The sequence below is a fragment of the Pseudomonas sp. EL_65y_Pfl2_R95 genome, assembly GCF_963971045.1.
Classification (GTDB): Bacteria; Pseudomonadota; Gammaproteobacteria; order Pseudomonadales; family Pseudomonadaceae; genus Aquipseudomonas.
Genome location: NZ_CAXAOV010000003.1, coordinates 469,410 through 495,079 on the forward strand (window position 1 = coordinate 469,410; position 25,670 = coordinate 495,079).

General features: G+C 56.1%; 16 protein-coding genes. 11 read left to right on the forward strand and 5 right to left on the reverse strand.

From position 1 onward, the window contains the following. From AACY09_RS12950 to icd, 4 genes are all read left to right on the forward strand, one after another. A complete protein-coding gene (locus AACY09_RS12950; protein ID WP_339488513.1) occupies positions 1-7,884 on the forward strand; it encodes an Ig-like domain-containing protein in 7,884 nt (2,627 codons plus the stop codon). An 86-nt stretch (positions 7,885-7,970) separates the two neighbouring features. Then, positions 7,971-10,085: a type I secretion system permease/ATPase gene (locus AACY09_RS12955; protein WP_339488514.1), complete on the forward strand. Its 2,115-nt coding sequence runs from the start codon at positions 7,971-7,973 to the stop codon at positions 10,083-10,085. After that, complete coding sequence (locus AACY09_RS12960; protein ID WP_339488516.1) at positions 10,082-11,281, forward strand: HlyD family type I secretion periplasmic adaptor subunit; 1,200 nt, start codon at positions 10,082-10,084, stop codon at positions 11,279-11,281. The genes AACY09_RS12955 and AACY09_RS12960 overlap by 4 nt, the downstream gene beginning before the upstream one ends. A 210-nt stretch (positions 11,282-11,491) precedes the next feature. Further along, entirely contained in the window at positions 11,492-12,748 is a 1,257-nt protein-coding gene (gene icd, locus AACY09_RS12965) for an NADP-dependent isocitrate dehydrogenase (protein WP_339488517.1), read from the forward strand. A 59-nt stretch (positions 12,749-12,807) separates the two neighbouring features. Here the strand turns inward: icd and cspD are convergent, their stop codons facing one another. Further along, complete coding sequence (gene cspD, locus AACY09_RS12970) at positions 12,808-13,071, reverse strand: cold shock domain-containing protein CspD (protein WP_339488519.1); 264 nt, start codon at positions 13,069-13,071, stop codon at positions 12,808-12,810. Positions 13,072-13,303: 232 nt separating this feature from the next. On the opposite strand from cspD, the gene clpS reads away from it, so the two are divergent. Then, positions 13,304-13,666, forward strand: a complete 363-nt coding sequence (clpS, locus tag AACY09_RS12975; protein ID WP_339488522.1) for an ATP-dependent Clp protease adapter ClpS — start codon at positions 13,304-13,306, stop codon at positions 13,664-13,666. 29 nt (positions 13,667-13,695) lie between these two features. Then, positions 13,696-15,966 (forward strand): ATP-dependent Clp protease ATP-binding subunit ClpA, encoded by a 2,271-nt coding sequence (clpA, locus tag AACY09_RS12980; RefSeq protein ID WP_339488525.1) that lies wholly within the window; start codon positions 13,696-13,698, stop codon positions 15,964-15,966. Between the two features lie 233 nt (positions 15,967-16,199). On the opposite strand, the gene infA is transcribed toward clpA, so the two are convergent. The 4 genes from infA to trxB form a co-directional block, all read right to left on the reverse strand. Continuing rightward, a complete protein-coding gene (gene infA, locus AACY09_RS12985; RefSeq protein ID WP_002553999.1) occupies positions 16,200-16,418 on the reverse strand; it encodes a translation initiation factor IF-1 in 219 nt (72 codons plus the stop codon). A gap of 241 nt (positions 16,419-16,659) precedes the next feature. Then, positions 16,660-17,367, reverse strand: coding sequence for an arginyltransferase (locus AACY09_RS12990; protein ID WP_339488528.1), 708 nt, complete (start codon positions 17,365-17,367; stop codon positions 16,660-16,662). A 58-nt stretch (positions 17,368-17,425) separates the two neighbouring features. After that, a complete protein-coding gene (gene aat / locus AACY09_RS12995; protein WP_339488529.1) occupies positions 17,426-18,106 on the reverse strand; it encodes a leucyl/phenylalanyl-tRNA--protein transferase in 681 nt (226 codons plus the stop codon). A gap of 85 nt (positions 18,107-18,191) precedes the next feature. Further along, a complete protein-coding gene (gene trxB / locus AACY09_RS13000; protein WP_339488530.1) occupies positions 18,192-19,142 on the reverse strand; it encodes a thioredoxin-disulfide reductase in 951 nt (316 codons plus the stop codon). Between the two features lie 275 nt (positions 19,143-19,417). On the opposite strand from trxB, the gene ftsK reads away from it, so the two are divergent. The 5 genes from ftsK (at position 19,418) to serS (ending at position 25,588) form a co-directional block, all read left to right on the forward strand. Next, on the forward strand, positions 19,418-21,790 hold the full coding sequence (gene ftsK, locus AACY09_RS13005; RefSeq protein WP_339488531.1) for a DNA translocase FtsK: 2,373 nt from the start codon (positions 19,418-19,420) through the stop codon (positions 21,788-21,790). A 30-nt stretch (positions 21,791-21,820) separates the two neighbouring features. Then, positions 21,821-22,447: an outer membrane lipoprotein chaperone LolA gene (lolA, locus tag AACY09_RS13010; RefSeq protein ID WP_339488533.1), complete on the forward strand. Its 627-nt coding sequence runs from the start codon at positions 21,821-21,823 to the stop codon at positions 22,445-22,447. Positions 22,448-22,455: 8 nt separating this feature from the next. Continuing rightward, a complete protein-coding gene (locus AACY09_RS13015; RefSeq protein ID WP_339488535.1) occupies positions 22,456-23,778 on the forward strand; it encodes a replication-associated recombination protein A in 1,323 nt (440 codons plus the stop codon). After that, positions 23,778-24,152 carry a fluoride efflux transporter CrcB gene (gene crcB, locus AACY09_RS13020; RefSeq protein ID WP_339488537.1) on the forward strand — a complete coding sequence of 125 codons (375 nt, stop codon included), beginning with the start codon at positions 23,778-23,780 and terminating at the stop codon, positions 24,150-24,152. Before AACY09_RS13015 ends, crcB begins: the two co-directional genes overlap by 1 nt. Positions 24,153-24,307: 155 nt before the next feature. Further along, positions 24,308-25,588, forward strand: coding sequence for a serine--tRNA ligase (serS, locus tag AACY09_RS13025; RefSeq protein ID WP_339488539.1), 1,281 nt, complete (start codon positions 24,308-24,310; stop codon positions 25,586-25,588). Positions 25,589-25,670 lie beyond the last annotated feature (82 nt).

Genomic DNA, 25,670 nt, shown 5'->3' on the forward strand with positions numbered 1-25,670 from the left:
ATGAACACTTCTATCGAGCTGATTAATCGTGCCACCGGGCATGCCGTGACGCTGCAAGCGCGAGGTAACTTAACCCTCGATTTACCTCAGCCCAGTGTGGTGTTGGTTCATGCACCGGTTGACCAGGTGCAGCGTTATGACAGGACTGGGGATGACCTGCTGATATACCTGCAAGATGGCACCGTGATTCGGTGTGATGGCTATTTTCACCTCGATGAAAACCAGCACCACAGTGAGCTGGTCTTGCAGGACGACAGTGCTGCACTGATCCACATAAGCTTTGCCGACGTGGCCCAATTCAACCCTGAGCAACGGGTGCCGTTGCAACCTCAAGCTGAAGTGCTCGAGAGTGTTGACCCGCTCCTTTTCGGAAGCGATGACTTCAGCGGCTATGGGCTGCTAGGTTTAGTCGGGGCTGGGGTTGGCGGCGCTTTGTTAGGGGCCGGTCTGGATAGCGGTGGCGGTGGCGGACACACCCGCACCGAGGTAGTTGATAACACCCTGCCAGCAGAGATTGCTCAGCCCTCTTTTATCGTCACTGACAATCAGGGGCAGGTACAAACGCTATTGATGACCGGCAGCACCACTGACGACATGACCCCGACCTTTAGTGGCAGCGGGCAGGTTGGCGCAACCATCCAGATTCTCAAGGCCGATGGCGGCATGCTCGGCAACACGCAAGTAGGATCGCAGGGGACCTGGTCGGTGACGCTTGCTGATCAAACGCAAGGGCCACATCGCTATGAAGTGGTGCAACTTAGTGCGGGTAGCCGCATCAGTGCAGGCACCATTGACCTCGATATCCTCAACAGCAACGTGACGCTGACGATCGATCCCTTGAATGGGGATCATCAGCTTAACGACAGCGACCTGGCCGCGCCGATCAGCCTTGGCGGCAGCGCGATCGGCCTTGACGTTGGCACCGAGATAACGCTGACAATCAAAGGCCTGGACTACATTACCCAGGTGGCGCCAGGCGGAACCTGGAGCCTTGAGTTGCCTGCGGACGTAGCCGCAGGTTTGGCCGATGGTTTTTACACCGCACAAGTCAGCGCGCGCGATGCTGCGGGTAATAGATACAGCGCCGAGGAGAACTTCATTGTCGATACCTCGGCGCCGGTGGTCAGCATTAATGTCATCGCCCTGGATGACCTACTGAATGCCACTGAAGTGACGACTGCGCAAACCATCAGTGGCTCAGTGACTGGAGCTGCAACTGGCGAGATCGTCACGATCAATGTGGCAGGTATGGAGTACAACGCGCTGCTGAGCAGTGATAGCACGTGGGCGGTCGATATTCCTGGCGCTGTGTGGACGGCCCTAGGTGATGGCGCACTGATCGTCGTTGCGAGTGTGACTGATGCGGCGGGCAATACCGGCGAAGCCAGTCGCGCTATTGCCATAGCTGCAGGCCTGCCAGGTTTACGGGTGGCGACTGTGGCGGGCGATGACGTGATCAATGCCATTGAGCACAACCATGACTTAGCAATATTCGGCACCAGCACTGGCTTGGCGAAGGGGCAGCATGTCACCGTGACGGTCAATGGTCAGCGCTACTTGACCGCCATTGATGCTGACGGAACCTGGCAGGTTGGTTTGCACGCTGGTGATGTGGCTGAATTTGCCCAGGGCGCCCTGGATATCCGGGTCACCAGCAGTGATTCATCCGGCGACGAGGTCGCGATTGATCATCAGGTCCTGGTTGATTTGAATGAAACGGCGGTGAGCATCAACGCCGTAGCCGTCGACAACATGATCAACCGGGTCGAGCAAGGTTCAGACATATTGCTGTCGGGTGCCACTGCCAATATCGAAGCCGGTCAAACCGTGCTTGTCCAATTTGCGGGTCATCAGTATCAAGCCGAAGTCGCGGTCGACGGTAGCTGGGAAGTGGATGTGCCTGCAACTGATCTTGCAGGCTTGGTTGATGGCTATCAAACAGTCAAGGTCCAGGTAACCAACGCACAAGGCTCCGTCGCGCGCAGTGCTCAGCTTGTTGAGATCGACCTGACGGCGCCGCTGCTGGTTATCGAGCCGACCAGTAGTATGGGTAGCCTTAGTGCGGCGCAGGATGACCTGCTCAATGCGGCTGAGCTTGATCAGGATTTACGGGTGAGCGGTGTGGCCTCGGCCGAAGTCGGCCAAGCCCTGATCGTCAGCCTCAATGGCAAAAATTACCAGACGGAAGTGGGTGAGGGTGGAGAGTGGAGCGTCACCATTGCCGCTGGCGATCTGTCGTCGGCAACTGACGGCCCGCTCATCCTTACAGCGGTTACCACTGACAAAGCGGGCAACAGCACACGCCAGACCCGCGGATTAACTGTCGACACCATGGCGCCCGTCATCAGCCTGGATACGGTTGCGGGTGATGACATCCTCAATGCCCTGGAGCTGGGGCAAGCGTTGCCGGTGTCAGGCCATGCCAGTGGTCTGGACGGTGGCGAAGTATTGACCATCAGTCTAAATGGGCAGGAGTACACCACCGCTGTTAACGCTGACGGCGGCTGGAGTCTGGTGATTGCACCTGATGATTTAGCCGCGCTGGCCGATGGTCATTACAGCCTTGACGCCAGTCTCGCCGATGCGGCCGGCAACCCTGCAGTGGCCAGCAAATCAATTGATGTGTTGAGCGTGTTGCCAACCCTGAGCGTTGATGTGATTGCCGGTGACAATGTGATCAACAGCAGTGAAAGGAACGCGCCGGTCACCATCAGCGGTTCGTCCACGGGTTTGGACGTGGGTTCAACTGTTACAGCGTCGCTCAATGGTAAAGCCTATCATGCCAGCGTTGCGGCCGATGGCACCTGGAGCAGCGCAATCACGCCTGGTGATCTCGTTGATGTTCGCGATGGCCAATACAGGCTTTCGGTGTCAGCTACAGACGCAATCGGTAATCCCGCGCGGACGGACAAAACCCTGGTCATTGGTACGCTCAATGCGCTGCTGACCATTGACCCCGTGGCTGTGGATGACCGGGTCAATGCTGATGAAGCTGCTGCTGGCGTGACCATCAGCGGTAGCGTTTTCAATGTCGAGGCGGGGCAAGAGGTGACCCTGTCGCTGTCTGGAACGGACTACACCGCGACCGTCAATGACGACTCGAGCTGGTCGCTGGATCTGCCTGATTCGGTATGGGCATCCCTGGCTGAGGGCGCATTGACCCTTGATGCACAGGTTGCCAGTGTGGCGGGGAACAATGCCTATGTCAGTCGCGCCATAAGCCTGGATACCACTCCGCCAAGGCTGACCATAGAACCGGTTGCCGGAGATGATGTGATTGGCGGCGCCGAGCAGCACGTCGAGCAAGTTATCAGCGGTAGCGCTGAGGTTGAGCCAGGTCAGGTGGTGGACATCACATTCAACGGTCGCACTTATCAATCAAGCGTTGCGGACGATGGCAGCTGGCGCGTGGTGGTTGCGTCCCGTGATTTTCTCGGCAGCAGTGATGGTAGCTACGTCATTACGGCGACAGCGGTGGATAAGGCCGGCAACCGCGGGTCCACCAGCAGTACTGTGCTTTTCGACGCCGAGGCCCCCAGTGTCACCCTCGACAGCTTCACCGCAGACGATGTCCTCAGTCGGCATGAGCAAGGTGCTGTGCAGGTTATATCGGGTACCGCATCGGTTGCACCCGGCACTGAAGTGGCGGTAACGCTCAATGGCAAGGATTACCAGGCCAGCGTGCAAAGTGATCACTCCTGGAGCCTGTTGCTCGGCACAGCCGATTTAGCGGCTTTGGCAGACGCAGGCGTTTACCGGATTGGCGCATCGGCTACAGACGCGCTCGGTAATGTCGGCTCCAGCGAACGCAGCTTCAGTGTTGACCTGACAGGACCCTTGCCGACGCTAACGATCGACAGCATCAGCCTAGACAGTGGCTTATCGAGCAATGACTTCATCACCAATGACATGACCCTGGCAATCAAAGGGCGCCTTGGCGCGGAGTTGGCGGCGGGTGAGAGGGCGCAAATCAGTCTGGATGATGGAGCCACATGGATCGACGTGGCGGTTTCAGGCAGGGTATGGACCTATACCGACAACCGCATGCTTACCGATGGTGATCATAATTACCAAGCCCGGCTTATTGACGCGGTGGGTAACCTCGGGGCAACGGTGAGTCAGCTGGTCACCATCGACACCCAGGCGCCGGGGGCTACCATCACCATTATCGGTATCAGCGACGACAGCGGCCGCTACCAAGACTTCATCACCAATGACAACAGCCTGACCCTTCACGGCGCCTTGTCCAACCCGCTGGCAGCCGATCAAATGGCGCAAATCAGCCTGGATGGCGGCGCGAACTGGACTGCCTTGGGCATTGCCGGCACGACCTGGAGCTATGTCGACGGCCGAACCTTGTCTGAAGGGGCTCATGTCTATGCTGTGCGGGTGGTCGATGCCGCAGGGAACATTGGTTCAACAGATACGCAGAGTGTTTATGTCGATCTCAGCGCACCGACCACAACCATCCAGATTGACAGTATCAACGAGGACACCGGGATCTCGGCGGCAGACTTCACCACCCGTGACAACAGGCTGGTGGTCAATGGCACCCTGAGTGCGCTGCTCAACGCGGATGAAGTGGCGCAAATCAGCGTAAATGGCGGCGCAGACTGGACGCAACTATCACCCATGGGTTTGACGTGGGACTACACCGATGGCCGCACCCTGGGCGATGGGGTTTATACCTATCAGGTCCGGGTTATCGACGTCGCCGGTAATCCTGGCCCGATTGCGCAGCGGGCTGTCACCCTTGACTTGTCAGCGCCGAGCACGCTTATCAATTTCGACCGCATCAGCGATGACAGCGGGCTGTCTGCGAACGACTTTATTACCCGTGATACCCGCATCACGCTGTCTGGCACCCTGAGCAAGGCACTTGCCAGTGACGAGTACGCGCAACTAAGCCCGGATGCCGGTACGACGTGGATCACCCTGGGCGATGTCAGTGGGACGCACTGGAACTACGAAGACCCAAGGGTGCTGAGCGAAGGGGGTCACTATTACCAGGTGCGGGTAGTGGATCAAGCCGGCAATATCGGCGTGGTTGCGAGTCAAGGTGTTGTGGTGGATACCACGGCGCCGCTGACGCAGGCCACCATCAGCGGTTACTTCGATGATCAAGGGGGCCGTCAGGGCAACCAAAGCAGTTACAACATTACTGACGACACCGCGCCGCTGTTGCAGGGAACTCTCGACACCGCCCTGCAAAGTGGCGAGGTGCTGAGGATTTTCGAAAATGATCTTTATCTGGGCCTCGCCACGGTCAACGGTACTCGTTGGACCTACGTCCGAAGTGGTCTGGTTGATGGCGGTACATATGACTACTCGGCGGTGGTGACCGATGCCGCCGGCAACACCCGTGACGGCTCTGACTATTGGTTGGGTGTCGATACCAGCACACCCAGCCCGGCCAGCTTTGAGTATCAGCAAACGTCAGATGCCACACCCGTATTGCGGGGCGCCCTGACGACCGATTTCAATAATGATCAGGTGCTTTATGTCAGCGTCAATGGCAAGACTTATTCCTCCGATGCCAGCCAGGGTGACGGCCGTGTCGTGGTGGATAGGGCAAACCATACCTGGTACGTGCAGATTCCCGACAGCGATGCCCTGGGTGTCGATTATTACGACGTGACCGCCAAGGTGGTGGACGTGAAGGGCAACGGTAATATCAACAGCCAGACCTTCAATGGCGCACAAGAGGTAATTGCCGAGCCTGCAATCAATACGGCGTGGGCCGCGGATGCGCCCTTCAGCCGAACCGCCAACCAGCATGGGCTGAGTTACAGCATCACTGGCGATGGCCTGTGGAGCATTGTCGCCAATACGGCGGTGTACAACAGCAGCGATTTGAACAGCTACAACACGGCGGTTTTGACCAAGGAAGTTGGCACCGGCAACACGGTTAACTACAGCTATTTCGACCTGGACCGTGATGGCGGCATGGACATCTTCGCCTCGCAAAGCAACTATGTGCAGCCCTTCCAATACTGGCAGAACGATAACGGCCATTACACCAGCAAGACCATTGCCTACGGGGCCCTTGATAGTTTCTACGGCGGTACGGTTGCCTATGATCGCACCGGTAATGGCTACCTCGATCTGGTGCTGGGGGACAGCAACCTGGATGGCAATTCGGCGGGTTGGTTTATCAACAATCAAGATGGCTCGTTCAGCCATGATTCGTCGAGCCGCTTCCTGACGCCCAACTACACCTTTGGAGCCAGCATTTCCGGAGTCGATATCAACAATGACGGCACTGTTGATATCGTCGCCCAAGTCAGTGGTGCGGGTGCTCTCGATTATTTTGCCTTGGGCGTGTTCAACAACGCCGGCGATGGCAGCATGTCCATCGGCCAAGTGATGAGCAGTGTCTTCAGTGATGGCAGTGGCACTGAAAATGTCGGCAGCAGCATGACCTGGGCAGACTTCAATGGCGACGGCCAGTTGGACCTGTACCTCAATCAGCACTACCTGGGCGCGAATAAAGCGGCGGTGTTAATCAATCACGGCGGAACACTTGACGATTTTGTCGAAATAAACGCCGGGCCGGACATTCGTTCGCGCATTGCCCTGGCGGTTGACTGGGACCACAACGGCACCATGGATATTGCCAAGCTGGGCGGTTACACCAACGGCAATATCGTCCAGCTGATTCTCAATAGTGGCGATGGTTTGAGCTGGACCAATGCCGACCTGGGCTATAGCTACAGCTCACGTCTGACAGGGGCTGCAGCGCTGGATTATGACTGGGATGGTGCTGTCGATCTGCTCGGTTTCACCGCTGATGGTCATGCATTCGTGGTGGAAAACACCGAGGCGGTAGCCGCCGGCACTTCCCTGCACCTGCGCATACTCGATCAGAACGGTATCAATGCCTTCTACGGCAACACCGTGCAGCTGTTCGACACGTCTGGCGCCTTGGTTGCCACGCAGATACTCAATCCGCAGTCCGGCGTGGGGGTAAACGACAGTTCTGGGTTGTTGAGTTTCTACGGCTTGAGCGCCAGTGAGACGTACTCGGTCAAGCTGATTCGCATTGACGAGGGGGTACGCTCGGACGTGACCGAGGCGAGCCACCCAAGCTGGGGTGGCCTGACTGCCGGGGACGCCACGCATAACTACATACTCTCTGCGCAGGCCGATGGCGAGATCAGCCGTGGCGTATTTGTTGGCACTGGCTACAACGATACCTTCGTCGCCGCACTGGGCGTTGCAACCCACCAGGGCTCTGGTGGATGGGGTTGCAGCTCTGAGCACGCGGACTGGACGGCGGCCAATGGCGGTATGGATGTTGTCGATTTCAAACTGGCAACCAGTGGGGTAACGGTTGACCTGAGCAAGACAGCTACACAGAACACCGGCTTCAACAGCGTTGAATTGCACGACATCGAGGGTCTTGCAGGCAGTCATTTTGCTGACACCTTCAGTGCCAGCACTGCGGATAACCAGTTTCAGGGGCGAGAAGGTGACGACCACTTCAATCTCGACAAGGGTGGGCATGACAGCCTGATCTACACCTTGCTCAATGCAGCCGGTGCTACCGGCGGCAACGGCAGTGATAGCGTTGACGGTTTCACCGTGGGTACCTGGGAAGGCACCGACGACAGCGACCGTATCGACGTCAGTGAGTTGCTCCACCAGGCGGGGTATACCGGCACGGGGGAAGCCAGCTATGTCGAAGGTGTAGCCACGCTGGATGTTTCTGCAACCGATATCGATGATTACCTACAGCTGGTGCAAAAGGGCGGCAGTAGCGAACTTCGTTTTGACCATGATGGGGCAGGGACTGCGTTTGATTCCAGCACAATCTTGACCATCAACGAGGTGCAGGTCGATCTGGCCACGTTACTGGCCAATCACCAATTGCTGGTCGCATAGCAAACGGATGCCGAGACGCGCTGCGCTCTCGGCATTCGATCGGATCGTCTTGATCCGCCGTCATAACGCTATGCAGGTCGCCGCCAATGAACCGCTTAAATGCAAGTCATGAGTCCTGGTTGTCAGCAATGCTGGTCGTTGCCAAGCATTATCGACTGGATTTTTCCGAAGAAAATGTTCGGGTTGCCTTGAGCTGGGAGCAAGACGCCGAGCTGGATCTGCTGCTGGAAGACATGGCCCGGCAACTTGGCATGGGCTTGCATATCAGTGAGTTTTCCCAGCATTGGCTCGAGCCATGGCGGTTGCCGGTAATTGTCCAGCTGCGCAAGGGGCACATTGCGGTGATCGAGTGTATGGACAGCAGCGGTCACGTGTCCCTGCAGTTCAGCAACGAGGGCGGGTTGGCCCTGAACATGGACGCCAGCGAACTGTCCGCAGAGATCGAGCGCGTGCTTGTCTTGCGTCCGCTCACGGCCCTTGCTGACGCTCGGGTCGATGAGTACATCAAACCGTTCAGGCCAAACTGGTTCTGGAATATTGCCCTGGCGGATTGGCGTCGATACGGCGAAATAATGGCGGCTTCGCTGGTGGTCAACATCCTGGCCCTCGCCAGCATTCTGTTTTCCATGCAGGTTTATGATCGGGTGATTCCCGCGCAGTCGTATCCAACCCTGTGGGTGTTGTTCGGCGGCTTGATGCTGGCCGCCGTCTTCGAGTTCAGCTTACGGCTGTTGCGCACGTATATTTCAGACTCAATCGGCAAGCGTGCCGATCTTAAAATATCCGATCGGGTGTTGGGGCATGCGCTGCGCATTCAAAACAGCGCCAAGTCTAAATCGACTGGCACCTTTATCGCGCAGATCCGCGAATTGGAGCAAGTGCGGGAGCTGATTACCTCAACCACGATTGGAGCAGTGGCCGACCTGCCGTTCTTTTTCCTGTTTGTATTTATTCTCTGGATGATCGGTGGCCACTTGGTCTATGTGGTGCTGGCGGCGGTGCCCATGTTGTTGATACCGGGCCTGTTGCTGCAGCGGCCGTTGTCCGCATTGTCCAACGCCGGCATGCGTGAGTCGGCCATTCGCAACGCCACTTTGGTCGAGACGGTGCAAAGCCTCGAAGACATCAAGCTGCTGCGCGCCGAACAGCGCTTTCAGAACCAATGGAATCACAACAATGAGGTCGCCGCGAAAATCAGCATGCGCCAGCGGTTTCTGAGCGCCTTGCTCATGACCTGGACGCAGCAGGTTTCCACCCTGGTTTATGCCTCGGTCTTACTCCTGGGCTGTTATGGCGTTATCCAGGGCGAGCTGACCACAGGCTCCCTCGTGGCCATGACGTTATTGTCGTCCCGGACCATTGCGCCCCTCGCGCAGATTACTGCGGTGTTGTCCCGTTGGCAGCAAGCCAAAGTGGCGCGCAAGGGGCTTGATGAAATCATGAGTCGGCCCGTTGATCAGCCGGAGCGGGGCAAGGCCGTGCACAAGACTTGCCTGCGGGGGAGCTACCAGCTTGAACAGGTGGAGTTTCAGTACGACCCCGAAGGCAACAAGGCGGATATCAGCATCGTCTCATTGTCCATCAAGTCCGGTGAGAAAATAGCCGTGCTTGGCCGCAATGGCGCCGGAAAGTCGACCCTGTTGCAGCTGCTGTCTGGCATGCGTTTTCCCTCCAGCGGACAGTTACTCGTGGATGATATTGCGATCACCGCGTTGGATACCGCCGATTTGCGTCGGGACATGGGGTTTGCCCAGCAGAACGCCCGGCTGTTTTTCGGCTCAATCCGCGAAAATCTGATCATGGGCCGACCCTTGGCCACAGATGAAGAGATATACCGAGCACTGCACATGAGTGGTGCCATCAACTTTGTGCAGCAGCAGAACAAAGCCCTCGATTATATGATTTCAGAAGGCGGTTACGGGCTCTCTGGTGGCCAGCGCCAAGCGCTATTGCTGGCGCGGATGCTTATTCCCCAGCCCAGCATTGTGTTACTCGATGAGCCAACTGCAGCCTTGGATGATGTCACCGAGCGCGAAGTAATCGCCCATCTAAAGGGCTGGATACAGCCGCGCACTATGGTCATTGCAACGCATCGCCCGGCATTACTCGAGTTGGTAGACCGGGTGATCATCCTAGATGACGGCAAAATCGTCATGGACGGTTTAAAGCAGCAGATTCTCAGCCAGGTGGCAGGGCGATGAGCAATCAGCCTCGATCGACTCGCCCAATGACGGCAGCCGAAACCAAGCGCCATCGACAACCTGCGCTGCCGAGCCCGCGTTTGTTCATTGGGATCATCGTGCTGCTTTTGGGCAGCTTTCTGGCATGGGCGTGGGGGTTTGAGTTAGATGAAGTCACCACCGGTATCGGCAAAATTGTGCCGTCTGCCCATGAGCAAACCATTCAGTCCCTGGAAGGCGGGATCTTGAAAAAACTTTATGTGAGTGCCGGTGACATTGTCGAAAAAGGCCAGACCCTGGCCCAGCTGGATATCATCAAGTCAGAATCTGCGGTGCAGGAAAGCCGCTCGCAATACCGCGCCGCTCTGGCCATGGTCTCGCGGTTGCGCGCTGAAGTTGATGGCACGGCTCTGACCTTTCCCGATGAGCTGGCAGATCAACCGCGACTGATCCAATCGCAGACCCAGCTTTACACATCGCGGCGCACCCGCCTGCAGACCACTATTGCCGGGCTCAATACTGAGCTCGAACTGGTCAGGCAAGAATTGCACATGACCGCGCCTTATGTGGCAAAAGGGGCGGCCAGCGCCGTGGACGTACTGCGTCTGCGGCGGCAAATGAGTGAGTTGCAAAACAAACTGGCAGACACCCGTAGTCAATACCTGGTTCAAGCCCGCGAAGCATTGGCCAAGGCCAGTTCCGATGTACAGGCCTTGCGTTCAGTTATGCGCGGGCGGCAGGACTCACTGAGCCGCTCGACGCTGAAAGCACCCGTGCGCGGAATCGTCAAGAATGTAGAGGTCACTACCACCGGCGGCGTGATTCCACCCAACGGTAAATTGATGACTATCGTGCCCTTGGATGACCGCATTTTAGTCGAGGCGCGTATCTCCCCCCGAGATATCGCCTTTATCCACCCCAGCCAGAAAGCCCTGGTAAAAATCACTGCGTATGACTATTCGATCTATGGGGCATTGAAGGGGCGGGTGACCATTATCTCACCCGATACCCTGCAGGATGAGGTCAAGCGCGATGAGTTCTACTACCGGGTTTATATCCAGACTGACTCAGCCCATCTGGAAAACCGCGCGCAGCAGAAATTTCCCATCCTGCCGGGAATGATTGCCACCGTGGACATCCGCACGGGCCAAAAAACCGTTCTCGACTATTTGTTAAAGCCCTTCAATAAGGCCCAAGAAGCGCTGCGTGAGCGTTAATCCAGGTCTGTTGTTATCACGCCACTGCCGATTTTTATCGATATTCAGCCATTAAGGCTGGGGCAGGGCGCTGCAGAGTTCAGTTACAAGATCACTGGGTTTACCGCCGCACCAAAACCTGTAAGGTGGGTCCGAGACTAAACGCATTGCCTCTATTTACTGCGCTACGCTTAAAGGCAATCAAAGGGTTCATTCAAACAGGAGTTCAGCATGGGTTACCAAAAGATCCAGGTACCGGCAGTCGGTGACAAAATTACCGTTAATGCAGATATGTCGCTTAACGTCCCGAATAATCCGGTAATTCCTTATATCGAAGGCGATGGCATCGGCGTTGATATCAGTCCCGTCATGATCAAAGTGGTGGATGCTGCAGTCGCCAAGGCCTACGACGGCAAGCGCAAGATTTCCTGGATGGAGGTGTTTGCCGGCGAGAAGGCCACCCAAGTCTATGATCAGGATACGTGGCTGCCGAAAGAAACCCTGGAGGCCGTGCGCGATTATGTGGTCTCGATCAAAGGCCCGCTCACAACGCCAGTCGGCGGCGGTATTCGTTCGCTGAACGTAGCGCTGCGCCAAGAGCTCGACCTGTATGTGTGTCAGCGTCCGGTGCGCTGGTTTACCGGTGTACCGAGCCCTGTGAAGAAGCCGGGCGATGTAGATATGGTGATCTTTCGTGAGAACTCCGAAGACATCTACGCCGGTGTCGAGTGGAAAGCCGGCTCGCCTGAGGCGGAAAAAGTCATCAAGTTCCTGACCGAAGAAATGGGTGTGAAAAAAATCCGTTTCACTGAAAACTGCGGTATCGGCATCAAGCCTGTTTCCCAGGAAGGCACCAAGCGCCTGGTGCGCAAAGCGATGCAATATGCAGTCGATAACGACCGCAGTTCGGTGACTATCGTGCACAAAGGCAACATCATGAAGTTCACCGAAGGCGCGTTCAAAGAGTGGGGCTACGAAGTCGCACGCGACGAATTCAGCGCTGAGTTGCTCGATGGTGGCCCTTGGATGCAGTTCAAGAATCCGAAAACCGGCAAAAACATTGTGGTCAAGGACGTGATTGCCGATGCCATGCTGCAGCAGATTCTACTGCGCCCGGCCGAGTACGATGTGATTGCCACCCTTAACCTTAATGGTGACTACCTGTCTGATGCGTTGGCGGCAGAAGTGGGCGGTATCGGCATTGCCCCGGGTGCCAACCTGTCCGACACCATTGCGATGTTTGAGGCCACCCACGGAACAGCACCTAAATACGCCGGCCAAGACAAAGTCAATCCCGGTTCATTGATCCTCTCGGCTGAAATGATGTTGCGTCATATGGGCTGGGTTGAAGCGGCTGATTTGCTGATCAAAGGCACCGAAGGCGCGATCGATGCGAAGACTGTGACCTATGATTTCGAGCGTTTGATGGAAGGCTCAAAACTGATGTCATGCTCGGAGTTTGGTGATCAGATGATTGCCCACATGTAGCAGCCAGGCAAAGAAAAGCCGGTTAAGTAACCGGCTTTTTCGTGGGCTAATACCCAGGGTCAGACTTCTACAGTTGTTTCGTGGGGCTGGTTGACGGCAACAGGCGTCTCGGTACTGGCCGTGACGTTGTTGATATTGACGGCATGCAGTCCTTTGGGGCCTTGAATAATATCAAAGCTCACAGGTTGACCGGCTTTTAGCGTTTTATAGCCGTCCATTTGGATCGCCGAATAATGGGCGAACAGGTCCTCATCGCCGCCATCGGCCACAATAAAACCATAACCTTTAGCGTTGTTGAACCACTTGACCTTACCGCTTAGCATGCTGATATCCCTCTGCAAAGAACCCCGTCTCTGGGGTATCATCCACTTTGATCGCGCACCATCCCCTTATTCGTATAAGGGCTACGGCGCGAAACCCCTTACACCCAGTCCGGGTATTTATTGTTTGTAACACCGATTTGCCGTTAGTCAAGGTGAATCAGTACAGAAATAGTGACTGGGTCCATACTTTAGTCTGGGTCATCCATTCGCCCATCACCGAACTTTTACAACCATGCATGCAAGTAGCCAGATTCGACTAACATTCAATCAGGATAAACCTGCACCACATGAGGACGACTCCGCCGGCATAGCCGTGCAGGAATCGAAGCCCGCTTTGCAGGCTCCACCAATGTACAAAGTTATCTTGTTTAATGATGACTACACGCCGATGGATTTCGTGGTAGAGATACTGGAGACGTTTTTCAGCCTGAACCGTGAGTTGGCGACCAAAATTATGCTGACCGTCCACACAGAAGGACGGGCTGTATGCGGTGTGTTTACCCGCGATGTTGCCGAAACCAAGGCAATGCTGGTAAACCAGTACGCAAAAGAAAGCCAGCATCCACTACTCTGTGAGATTGAGAAGGACGGTTAGTACCGTTCGCTTGGGCATGAGGTGAAGCTATGTTAAATCGAGAGCTCGAAGTAACCCTCAACTTGGCATTCAAGGAGGCTCGTACAAAGCGTCATGAGTTCATGACAGTAGAGCACTTGCTATTGGCCCTACTGGACAACGAAGCAGCAGCCAGTGTGCTACGTGCTTGTGGTGCAAACCTGGATAAGCTGCGGCATGACCTGCTGGAATTTATTGACTCCACCACCCCCCTGATTCCTGCGCACGACGAAGAACGTGAAACCCAGCCGACACTGGGCTTTCAGCGTGTATTGCAGCGCGCGGTTTTCCATGTTCAAAGCTCTGGCAAGCGCGAAGTCACGGGCGCCAATGTGCTGGTGGCAATTTTCAGCGAGCAGGAAAGCCAGGCTGTATTTCTGCTCAAACAACAAAGTGTTGCGCGCATCGATGTGGTCAACTTCATAGCCCACGGCATCTCAAAAGTGCCGGGGCACGGTGGGCAAACCGATGGCGAGCAGGAGATGGGCGATGACGAGGGCGGCGAGTCTTCGGTGTCGGGTAACCCGCTGGATTCTTTCGCCAGCAATCTCAATGAGCTAGCCCGTCAAGGTCGGATCGATCCGTTGGTGGGGCGCGAAACTGAAGTTGAACGCGTTGCGCAGATTCTGGCGCGTCGGCGCAAAAACAACCCACTGCTGGTGGGCGAGGCGGGTGTCGGTAAAACGGCTATCGCTGAAGGCCTGGCCAAGCGCATTGTTGATAATCAAGTACCCGACTTGCTGGCTGACAGCATTGTCTATTCCCTTGACCTCGGCGCGCTGCTTGCGGGCACCAAATACCGTGGTGACTTTGAGAAGCGCCTGAAAGCCTTGCTCAATGAGCTGCGCAAGCGTCCACACGCGATTCTGTTCATAGATGAGATTCATACCATCATTGGTGCGGGTGCAGCCTCTGGCGGGGTCATGGATGCTTCCAACCTGCTCAAGCCGATGCTCTCGTCTGGTGAGATCCGTTGCATAGGTTCAACCACCTTTCAGGAGTTCCGTGGCATCTTCGAGAAGGACCGGGCGCTGGCCAGACGTTTCCAGAAAGTTGATGTGGTCGAGCCATCGGTCGATGACACCATCAGCATCTTGCGTGGCCTGCGTGCGCGTTTTGAGCAGCATCACAATATCGAATACACCGATGAAGCGCTGCGTGCAGCGGCTGAATTGGCCTCGCGTTACATCAATGATCGGCATATGCCGGATAAGGCGATTGATGTGATCGATGAGGCAGGTGCTTATCAGCGTCTGCAGCCAGTCGACAAACGGGTCAAGCGTATTGATGTGCCTGAAGTTGAGGATATCGTTGCCAAAATCGCACGAATTCCGCCTAAGCACGTCAGCAGCTCGGATAAGGAATTGCTGCGTAACCTTGAGCGCGACCTAAAACTGACGGTGTTTGGCCAGGAAGCGGCTATTGACTCACTGTCGACCGCCATCAAGCTTTCCCGTGCCGGTCTCAAGGCGCCCGACAAACCCGTCGGCTCGTTCCTGTTTGCCGGTCCTACGGGTGTCGGCAAGACGGAAGCGGCGCGTCAGTTGTCTAAGTCGCTGGGAATCGAGCTGATCCGATTCGATATGTCCGAGTACATGGAGCGGCATACCGTGTCGCGTCTGATCGGTGCGCCGCCGGGCTATGTCGGTTTCGATCAGGGTGGTTTGCTAACCGAGGCCATCACCAAGACACCGCACTGCGTGTTACTGCTCGATGAAATCGAGAAAGCACACCCCGAGGTGTTCAATCTGTTATTGCAGGTGATGGATCACGGCACCTTGACTGACAACAACGGACGCAAGGCCGACTTCCGTAACGTCATTCTGATCATGACCACCAACGCCGGAGCTGAAACAGCGGCGCGAGCATCAATTGGCTTCACCCATCAGGATCACTCAAGTGATGCGATGGAAGTCATCAAGAAGAGCTTCACCCCAGAGTTCCGCAATCGTCTGGACACCATTATCCAGTTCGGTCGTTTGACCACTGAGGTGATCAAGAGCATCGTCGACAAGTTCCTCACCGAGTTGCAAGCGCAGCTTGAGGATAAGCGCGTCATGCTTGAGGTCAGTGAAGCAGCGCGTACGTGGCTGGCGGTGTCTGGGTATGATGCAAGCATGGGCGCTCGTCCAATGGCGCGCTTGATCCAGGACAAGATCAAGCGTCCGTTGGCAGAAGAAATTCTGTTCGGCGAGTTGTCAGAGCATGGTGGCGTCGTACACATCGACCTTGAAGGTGGAGAATTGACCTTCGAGTTTGAGACGGCGGCCGAGATGGCTTAACGGTCCCGGCCCGAGTTGCTGCACCTTGGTGTGTTGGCTCGGGTCGAACGCTACTACCGGAAGATGAAATCGCGACAACAAAAATGCCCGGCTGATAACCGGGCATTTTTTGTACCTGCATTAAGCAAACAGTCTTAAGTCGCGTTACGTCGCTCCGAAGAGGCTGTATTTATCGAGATAAATAGCCTATCTGAGTCAGGATCAACTGAATTGCGCGTAACGGTTCGAGTCTGTTAGCGGGCGCGGTAAGTGATGCGACCCTTGCTAAGGTCGTAAGGCGTTAGTTCAACGCGCACCTTGTCGCCGGTCAAAATACGGATGTAGTTTTTGCGCATCTTTCCGGAGATGTGCGCAGTTACGACGTGCCCATTTTCCAACTCCACGCGAAACATGGTGTTGGGCAGGGTGTCGACGACAGTGCCTTCCATTTCGAAGCTGTCTTCTTTCGACATGCAGTAAAGCCCTCGGTATCCAATGAATGGCCCGGTGCAACTGGCGCCAGGCAAAAGCGGCGTGCATTGTGCCCGAAAACAGGTGCTTACGCCAAGTAATCCTCTGAAAAAAGGTGGCGAGGGGCAGGTGTCTACGGCAAAAAATGCGGAAAAGTGCAGAGAGTTTGCATGATATGCATCTCTCATCCCCGTGGTCGATCTGACTAGGGGCGCAGTATTCTATCAGAGCTTGCCGGGCGCTTCACGCAAGACTCATCCAGCGCTGGTTAATAAATAGCTCGATGGGACGATATTGGGTCTTGTAGTTCATTTTTCTGCAGCTTTTTATCCAATAGCCCAAGTACACCGCGTGCAGTTCACGTCTCACGGCTTCACCGACTTGCCAAAGAATGGCGAAGCGGCCGAGGCTGCGGCGATCCTCGCTGGGTTCGTAGAAGGTGTAAACCGCAGAAAGGCCATTGGGCAGCACGTCGGTAACGGCAAGCGCAACCAGGCGGCCATCGAGGCGGAACTCGAAGAATCGGCAAAAAGCCAGATCTCGAACCAGGAATGTGGAGAACTGCTCGCGGCTGGGTGGGTACATGTCGCCGTCGGCATGGCGTTGTTCGATATAACGCGAATACAGTGCGTAGTACTCTTCCGTGAAAGTCGGGCGGACTCCAGTCACCTGAATGTCAGCGTTGCGCTTGATAATCCGTCGTTGTTGGCGATTGGCGCTAAAACTGGCGGCAGGAATGCGCGCAGGTACACACGCCGTACAGCCTTGGCAGTGTGGACGGTACAGGTGATCGCCGCTGCGCCGAAAACCCATTTCCGATAACTCTGCGTAGACCTGCCCATCCATTGGCTGGCTAGGGTCGAGGAACAGCGTTGTGGCCTGTTCATCGGGCAGATAACTGCATGGGTGGGGCTGGGTCGCATAAAACTTCAGACGGGCCAGCTCGGTCATAGTTGACTCTCGTGGAATGCCTTTAATCAGTGTAAGCCAGACAAGCAGACTCGCCTAGTTAGCGTGACCATTTGATGGGGCACGGCTGATCAAGGTGTGTGTTTAGGGTGGTGGCAAATTGTTCGCGACTAATGGCTCTGGCGCCAAAGCTCTGCAGATGCCGGGTTGGCATTTGGCAGTCAATCATTACTACGCCGGCAGCCTTGAGGTGCTCCACCAGGGTCACGAAACCGACTTTTGATGCATTGTCGGCACGGCTGAACATTGATTCGCCAAAAAATAGCCGGCCCATTGCCAGGCCATAGAGGCCGCCAACCAGTTGCTGATCTTGCCAAACTTCGACGGAGTGGGCCAAGCCGCGCTTGTGCAGCTCAAGGTAAGCGTCGCGCATGGCGCTGGTGATCCAGGTGTCATCAGCGTAATCGCGTGGTTCAGAGCAGGCGGTAATGACAGCGGCAAAATCGTGATCGAAGGTCACCCGGTAGCGATCCTGACGCAACACCTTGGCCAGGCTGCGTGAAATATGCAGTTCATCAGGAATAAGTACGGTGCGCGGGTCTGGCGACCACCAAAGAATCGGCTGGCCATCACTGAACCAGGGGAAGCAGCCGTGTCGATACGCATGGATCAGGCGCTCGGCACTTAAATCACCGCCAGCCGCGAGTAACCCATTGGGCTCCTGTAAGGCCTTGTTGAGCGGCGGGAATTGCAGTGAATCGCGTTCTAACCAGGTCAGCATTGAATTGGCCCAGAGGGGGGAGGGCGGCCGGAAGCCGCCCGGTGAGGCATTGGTAGCCTTGCAGGGCTGCGTAGCTAGATGGGTATCAGATGTCGTCGAGAAACTTCTCGGCATCCAATGCGGCCATGCAGCCAGCGCCAGCGGAGGTGATGGCTTGGCGGTAAACGTGGTCAGCCACATCGCCGGCGGCGAATACGCCCTCGATGCCTGTCGCAGTGGCGTTGCCTTCGCTACCACCTTTGATTTTCAGGTAGCCGTCATGCATCTCAAGCTGGCCTTTAAATAGGTCGGTGTTGGGTTTATGGCCGATGGCGATAAATACCCCTGCGAGCGGCAGGTCGTGGACTTCGCCGGTTTCAGTGCTCTTCAGGCGTGCGCCGGTAACGCCGGTGGCGTCGCCCAGTACTTCTTCCAGTGTGGTGTTCCAGTGCATGCGCATGTTGCCGTTGGCGACTTTGTCGAACAGCTTGTCCTGAAGAATTTTTTCCGAACGCAGCTTGTCACGGCGGTGCACCAAGTGAACTTCTTTGGCAATGTTCGACAGATACAGTGCCTCTTCGACGGCCGTATTGCCGCCACCAATCACAGCAACCACCTGATTGCGGTAGAAGAACCCGTCACATGTGGCGCAAGCAGACACACCTTTGCCAGCGAATGCATCTTCCGACGGCAGACCCAGGTACTGGGCACTCGCGCCGGTAGCGATAATCAAGGCGTCGCAGCTGTATGTGCCGCTGTCACCCTTGAGGATGAATGGACGCTGCTGCAACTCGGCGGTGTGGATGTGGTCGTAGACTAGCTCGGTGTCAAAGCGTTCGGCATGTTTCTGCATGCGCTCCATCAATGCCGGGCCTGTCAGGCCCTCGACATCACCGGGCCAGTTGTCTACTTCGGTGGTGGTGGTCAATTGGCCGCCAGGCTGGATGCCTGTGATGATGACCGGCTTAAGATTGGCCCGTGCGGCATAAACAGCCGCGCTGTAACCAGCAGGGCCGGAACCTAGAATAATCAGACGTGAATGCTTGACTTCGCTCATAGAAACACCTCATAAGCCTTTGTCACCAAAGAGAATGCATGCTCAAATTGAACTGCGCGGAAATAGCTTGGCGGCTATGCTACACCGAAGCAGGCGTGAGCGGGAGTCGCGGACCAGGGTCTGCGGCAAAACCACGCGCAAAGCTGCATGACGCATGGCGTCGCGCCGCTAAACCCGTACAATAGGTTGATAAGCCATAACTCGCCATTGGCCTGGTTGCAGGCCGATAGCACAGGAACAGATGCGTTTTGAAGAAAACTAGCCCTACAGCTCAAATGCCCATGTGGCGCCAGCAATTGCCGTATCGACTCAAGGAAGGGGCGCTTATTGCCCTTGGAGCACTGTGCCTGTACGTCTGGATGGCCCTGCTCACCTACGATCCGAATGACCCTGGCTGGACCCACACCAGTAATGCCGCGCAGGTACAGAATGCTGCCGGTCGGGCCGGTGCGTGGTCGGCCGACATCTTGTTTATGGCCCTGGGCTATTTCGCCTATCTGTTCCCGCTATTGCTCGGAGTTAAAGCTCTGCAGGTGTTCCGGGCACGACACGAGCCATGGCAGTGGAGCGGTTGGTTGTTTTCCTGGCGCTTGATCGGCTTGGTGTTTCTGGTGCTCTCAGGCGCAGCACTGGCTTACATTCATTTCCCGGCGGGCAGCAGCATGCCGGCTTCATCGGGCGGCGCCCTGGGCGAAAGCATCGGTCAACTGGCTGAGAATGCCCTGAATGTGCAGGGCAGCACGCTGTTGTTGATCGCACTGTTTCTGTTTGGCCTGACCATTTTTACCGATTTGTCCTGGTTCAAGGTCATGGACCTGACCGGCAAGATCACCCTGGATTTGATTGAGCTGATCCAAAGCTTGGCCAACCGCTGGTGGAGTGCTCGCGCTGAGCGCAAGCAACTGCGCATTCAATTGAGGGAGGTTGATGAGCGCGTGGCTGAAGTTGCAGCGCCGGCCGCTCGAGATCGCCGCGATCAAGTGAGAGTCAAAGAGCGCCTGATTGAGCGGGAAGATTCGCTGAATAAGCACATGAACGCCCGCGAAGGCCGCCCGGCACCTATCATTACACCGCCTTCAACGCCTGCCGTGCCTGAGCAAAGCAAGCGTGTGCAAAAAGAAAAGCAGGTGCCTTTGTTTGTTGACAGTGCGATTGAAGGCACCTTGCCGCCAATTTCATTGCTCGATGCCGCGGAAAAGGTGCAAAAGCAATTTTCGCCTGAATCCCTTGAGGCCATGTCGCGATTGGTGGAAATCAAGCTCAAAGAGTTCGGGGTCGATGTTATTGTCGAGTCTGTTCATCCCGGCCCGGTGATTACTCGCTTCGAGATCCAGCCGGCTGCTGGAGTCAAGGTCAGCCGTATTTCCAACCTGGCCAAAGACCTTGCGCGCTCGATGGCGGTCATCAGTGTTCGCGTGGTTGAAGTTATTCCCGGCAAGACTACGGTGGGCATTGAAATTCCCAACGAAGACCGGCAAATGGTGCGTTTCTCCGAGGTCCTGTCGTCTCCAGAGTACGACGATGCTAAGTCGCCCGTAACGCTGGCACTCGGCCATGATATTGGCGGCAAACCGGTTATTACCGATTTGGCCAAGTTTCCTCACTTGCTGGTCGCAGGCACCACGGGTTCCGGTAAGTCGGTGGGTGTTAACGCCATGATTCTGTCGATTCTGTTCAAGGCCACGCCTGAAGAGGCGCGATTGATCATGATCGACCCGAAAATGCTTGAGCTGTCGATCTACGAGGGCATTCCGCATCTGTTATGCCCAGTGGTCACCGACATGAAAGAGGCGGCCAACTCGCTGCGCTGGAGCGTTGCCGAGATGGAGCGCCGCTATAAGCTGATGTCGAAGATGGGCGTGCGTAACCTTGCAGGCTTTAACCGCAAGGTCAAAGATGCAATCGAGGCGGGTACACCGCTGCCTGATCCGCTGTATCGCCGCGAAAGCATGCAAGACGAAGCGCCACTGCTCAAACCGCTGCCCACCATCGTGGTGGTGGTGGACGAATTTGCTGACATGATGATGATCGTCGGCAAGAAGGTTGAAGAGCTGATCGCCCGTATCGCCCAGAAAGCTCGTGCTGCGGGGATTCACTTGATTCTGGCAACCCAGCGCCCATCGGTTGACGTGATCACCGGTTTGATCAAAGCCAACATTCCGACGCGCATGGCGTTTCAGGTGTCGAGCAAGATCGATTCGCGGACCATTCTTGACCAGGGCGGTGCCGAACAATTGCTCGGTCACGGCGACATGCTCTATCTGCCGCCCGGCACGGGCTTGCCGATTCGGGTGCATGGTGCATTTGTCTCGGATGAAGAAGTTCACCGCGTGGTGGAAGCGTGGAAGTTGCGCGGCACACCGGACTACGTTGAAGAAATTCTGGCCGGCGTTGAAGAATCTGGCAGTGGCTTCGAAGGCAGCAGCGAAGGTGGCGATGATAGCGAAGATGACCCGCTTTACGATGAGGCCGTACGCTTTGTCACTGAAAGTCGTCGTGCGTCGATCTCAGCGGTACAGCGCAAGCTCAAGATTGGTTACAACCGCGCTGCGCGGATGATCGAATCTATGGAAAACGCCGGTGTCGTAACCTCAATGAGTACCAATGGTTCTCGTGAAGTGATAGCGCCAAGCCCTGTTCGTGACTAACCATTTCCAACCCGAATTTTAAGGAGTCCCATGCGCCTTTTCCGCATGATGTTACTGAGTGTGCTGAGCCTGACCTGCCTTAATGCCATGGCGGATGATAGTTCCGCGGTCAAGCGCCTGACCGAGCTGCTCAACCAGGCGCAGACCATCACCGCGCGCTTCTCCCAGCTGACCCTCGATGGCAGTGGCAGCCAGCTCCAGGAAACTGCTGGCGAACTGTCGCTCAAGCGTCCGGGGTTGTTCCGCTGGCACACCGATGCACCGCAGGAGCAGTTGCTGGTGTCCAATGGCAAAAAGGTCTGGTTGTATGACCCGGACCTTGAGCAGGTGACCATTCAGAAAATGGACCAGCGCCTGACCCACACGCCAGCGCTTTTGCTGTCCGGCGATGTGTCAAAAATCAGCGAAAGTTTTGATATCAGCTACAAAGAGGCTGGCAACGTAGTCGACTTCACCTTGAAGCCGAAATCCAAGGATACCTTGTTCGATAACCTGCGCCTGTCGTTCCGTAGCGGCGTGGTCAATGACATGCAACTAATTGACAGCATTGGCCAGCGGACCAACATTTTGTTCCTCAATGTGAAGATGAACCAGTCAATCAACGAAAGCGAGTTCACCTTTGACGTGCCCAAAGGTGCGGATGTCATTCAAGAGTAAGAGGCCCGATGGATCTGTTTCGCAAGGCTCCTGTTGCTCAACCTCTGGCCGCTCGCCTGCGCGCGGCCACGTTGGATGAGTACGTCGGTCAGGAGCACTTGCTTGCCCGTGGCAAGCCGCTGCGCGAAGCCCTGGAGCAGGGCGCGCTGCACTCAATGATCTTCTGGGGCCCGCCAGGGGTGGGCAAAACCACCCTGGCGCGTTTGCTGGCTCAGGTTTCCGATGCGCACTTTGAGACCATCTCTGCAGTGCTTTCTGGGGTCAAGGAGATTCGCCAGGCAGTCGAGGTAGCGCAGCAGCACGCCGCGCAATATGGCCGACAAACCATCCTCTTTGTCGATGAAGTCCACCGTTTCAACAAATCTCAGCAGGATGCGTTCTTGCCCTATGTTGAAGACGGCACGCTGATTTTCATTGGCGCAACCACTGAAAACCCATCTTTTGAGCTGAACAATGCATTGCTTTCGCGGGCGCGGGTCTACGTACTCAAAAGCCTTGATGAAGCTGCGCTGCGCAAACTGGTTGATCGTGCATTGCACGATCCCAAAGGGTTGGCCGATCGCCAGTTAAGCCTGCCTGACGACAGCTTTACGATTTTAATGGCCGCTGCTGATGGCGATGGCCGTCGCCTGCTGAATTTCCTCGAAAACGCCGCCGACCTGGCCGAAGACGGCGGGGTGATCACCCCTGAATTGCTGCAAGACCTGCTGGGCGATAGTCGTCGGCGGTTTGATAAAGGCGGCGAGGCGTTTTACGACCAGATTTCAGCCCTGCATAAATCAGTACGCGGCTCCAGCCCAAATGGTGCGCTGTATTGGTATGCGCGCATGATCGATGGCGGCTGTGACCCGCTGTACATTGCTCGTCGTGTGGTGCGCATGGCCAGTGAGGATATTGGCAATGCCGATCCGCGTGCCCTGAGCCTGTGCTTGTCTGCCTGGGATGTTCAAGAGCGTCTGGGCAGTCCTGAAGGCGAGTTGGCGGTGGCGCAGGCTATTGTTTATCTGGCCTGTGCGCCAAAAAGCAATGCGGTCTACAGCGCATTCAAGGCAGCCATGCGTGATGTTGCTGAAAACGGTTCGCTGGAAGTGCCGCTGCACCTGCGCAACGCGCCGACCAAACTAATGAAGCAGCTCGGCTACGGCGATGAATACCGTTACGCCCATGATGAGCCGGAAGCCTATGCGGCAGGAGAAGACTATTTTCCTGAGCAAATGGAACCACGCCAGTATTATCAGCCAGTCCCAAGGGGGCTTGAGTTGAAGATCGGCGACAAGCTCAAGCATTTGTCTGCGCAGGATGCTGCCAGCCCACGCAAGCGGAGAGAGTAATGATCAAGGTTGTCGCAGCAGTAGCCGCCGGTGGCGCGCTAGGCAGTTCGCTACGTTTTCTGACCAGCGTCTGGGTTCAGCGTAACTGGCCGCAGCATTTTTTCATGGCGACCTTTAGCGTCAATATCCTTGGCTGCTTTCTGATTGGCCTGTTCAGCGGGTTGTTTATGACCCGTACCGATATCCCGCTTGAACTGCGCACCGGAATTACCGTAGGGGTGCTTGGCGGCTTGACCACCTTCTCCTCATTCAGCTTCGAAACCCTGCGCTTGATTGAGGGCGGCCAGACGGCTATTGCCATGGGTTATCTGGTTGCAAGTTTGCTGGGCGGCTTGCTGGCGGCGTGGGGCGGATTGTCTCTAGCGCGAATGTGATCGCGGTTTGCAGCTGTTTTTTGCCCGGTTAATCGGCCTTTTGCGACTTTTTTCAGCGCATCCTTAGCACTCAGCGCCATGAACCCTTAAACTTCACTCCATTCTGTCTCATGGCTTTGGCCATGCAATTCACACCTTTGTATTGAGATATCAGCATGCTCGACGCCAAACTGGTGCGCACCGAACTTCAAGAAGTCGCTCAGCGCCTTGCCACTCGTGGTTTTCAGCTGGATGTAGCGCGTTTCGAAGAACTTGAAGCGCAGCGCAAGACCCTGCAAACCCGGACCGAACAATTGCAAGCCGAGCGCAATGCTCGCTCCAAGTCGATTGGTCAGGCAAAACAGCGCGGCGAAGACATCGCGCCGTTACTGGCCGAAGTGGACCGCATGGGCAGTGAGCTGGAAGAAGGCAAGCGTGGTCTGGACGCCATCCAGGTCGAGCTGGACAGCATTTTGCTCAACCTGCCGAACTTGCCCCATGAGTCGGTGCCGGTCGGCGCTGATGAAGACGACAACATAGAAGTGCGCCGCTGGGGTACGCCTACTGCGTTCGAATTCGCTGTTCAGGATCATGTCGCGCTGGGTGAGCAGCATGGCTGGCTGGATTTCGAGACGGCGGCAAAAATGTCCGGTGCGCGTTTTGCCTTGCTGCGCGGCCCGATCGCTCGCCTGCACCGGGCACTCGCACAGTTTATGATCAACCTGCACACCGCTGAGCATGGCTACGAAGAGGCTTACACGCCTTATCTGGTTCAAGCGCCTGCGCTGCAAGGCACAGGCCAGCTGCCCAAGTTTGAAGAAGACCTGTTCAAGATCAGCCGCGAAGGCGAGGCTGACTTTTACCTGATTCCGACTGCTGAAGTGTCGCTGACCAACATCGTGTCCGGTGAAATTCTCGACGCCAAGCAGCTGCCGATGAAGTTTGTCGCTCACACGCCATGCTTTCGCAGTGAAGCAGGGGCTTCAGGTCGAGATACGCGCGGCATGATTCGCCAACACCAGTTCGACAAAGTTGAAATGGTACAGATTGTCGAGCCGAGCACCTCTGAACAAGCGCTTGAAGGCCTGACGGCAAATGCTGAGAAAGTCTTGCAGTTGCTTGAGCTGCCGTACCGGGTGCTGTCCCTGTGCACCGGCGATATGGGCTTCAGCGCGATCAAGACCTATGACCTCGAAGTCTGGGTGCCAAGCCAGGACACATACCGCGAGATTTCTTCTTGCTCCAACTGTGGTGACTTCCAGGCACGCCGTATGCAGGCGCGTTACCGTAACCCCGAGACCGGCAAGCCTGAGCTGGTTCATACGCTCAACGGCTCTGGCTTGGCTGTAGGTCGTACCCTGGTTGCTGTGCTTGAGAACTACCAGCAAGCCGATGGCAGTATCAAGGTGCCAGAAGTGCTCAAGCCTTATATGGGCGGTATCGAAGTCATTGGCTAATGGCTGAATCAGCTAGCAGCACTGGTTGCTAGCTGAGCTGCACCGATAGTGGGTGCCACAGAGCATTCGCCCAAGATTTGCT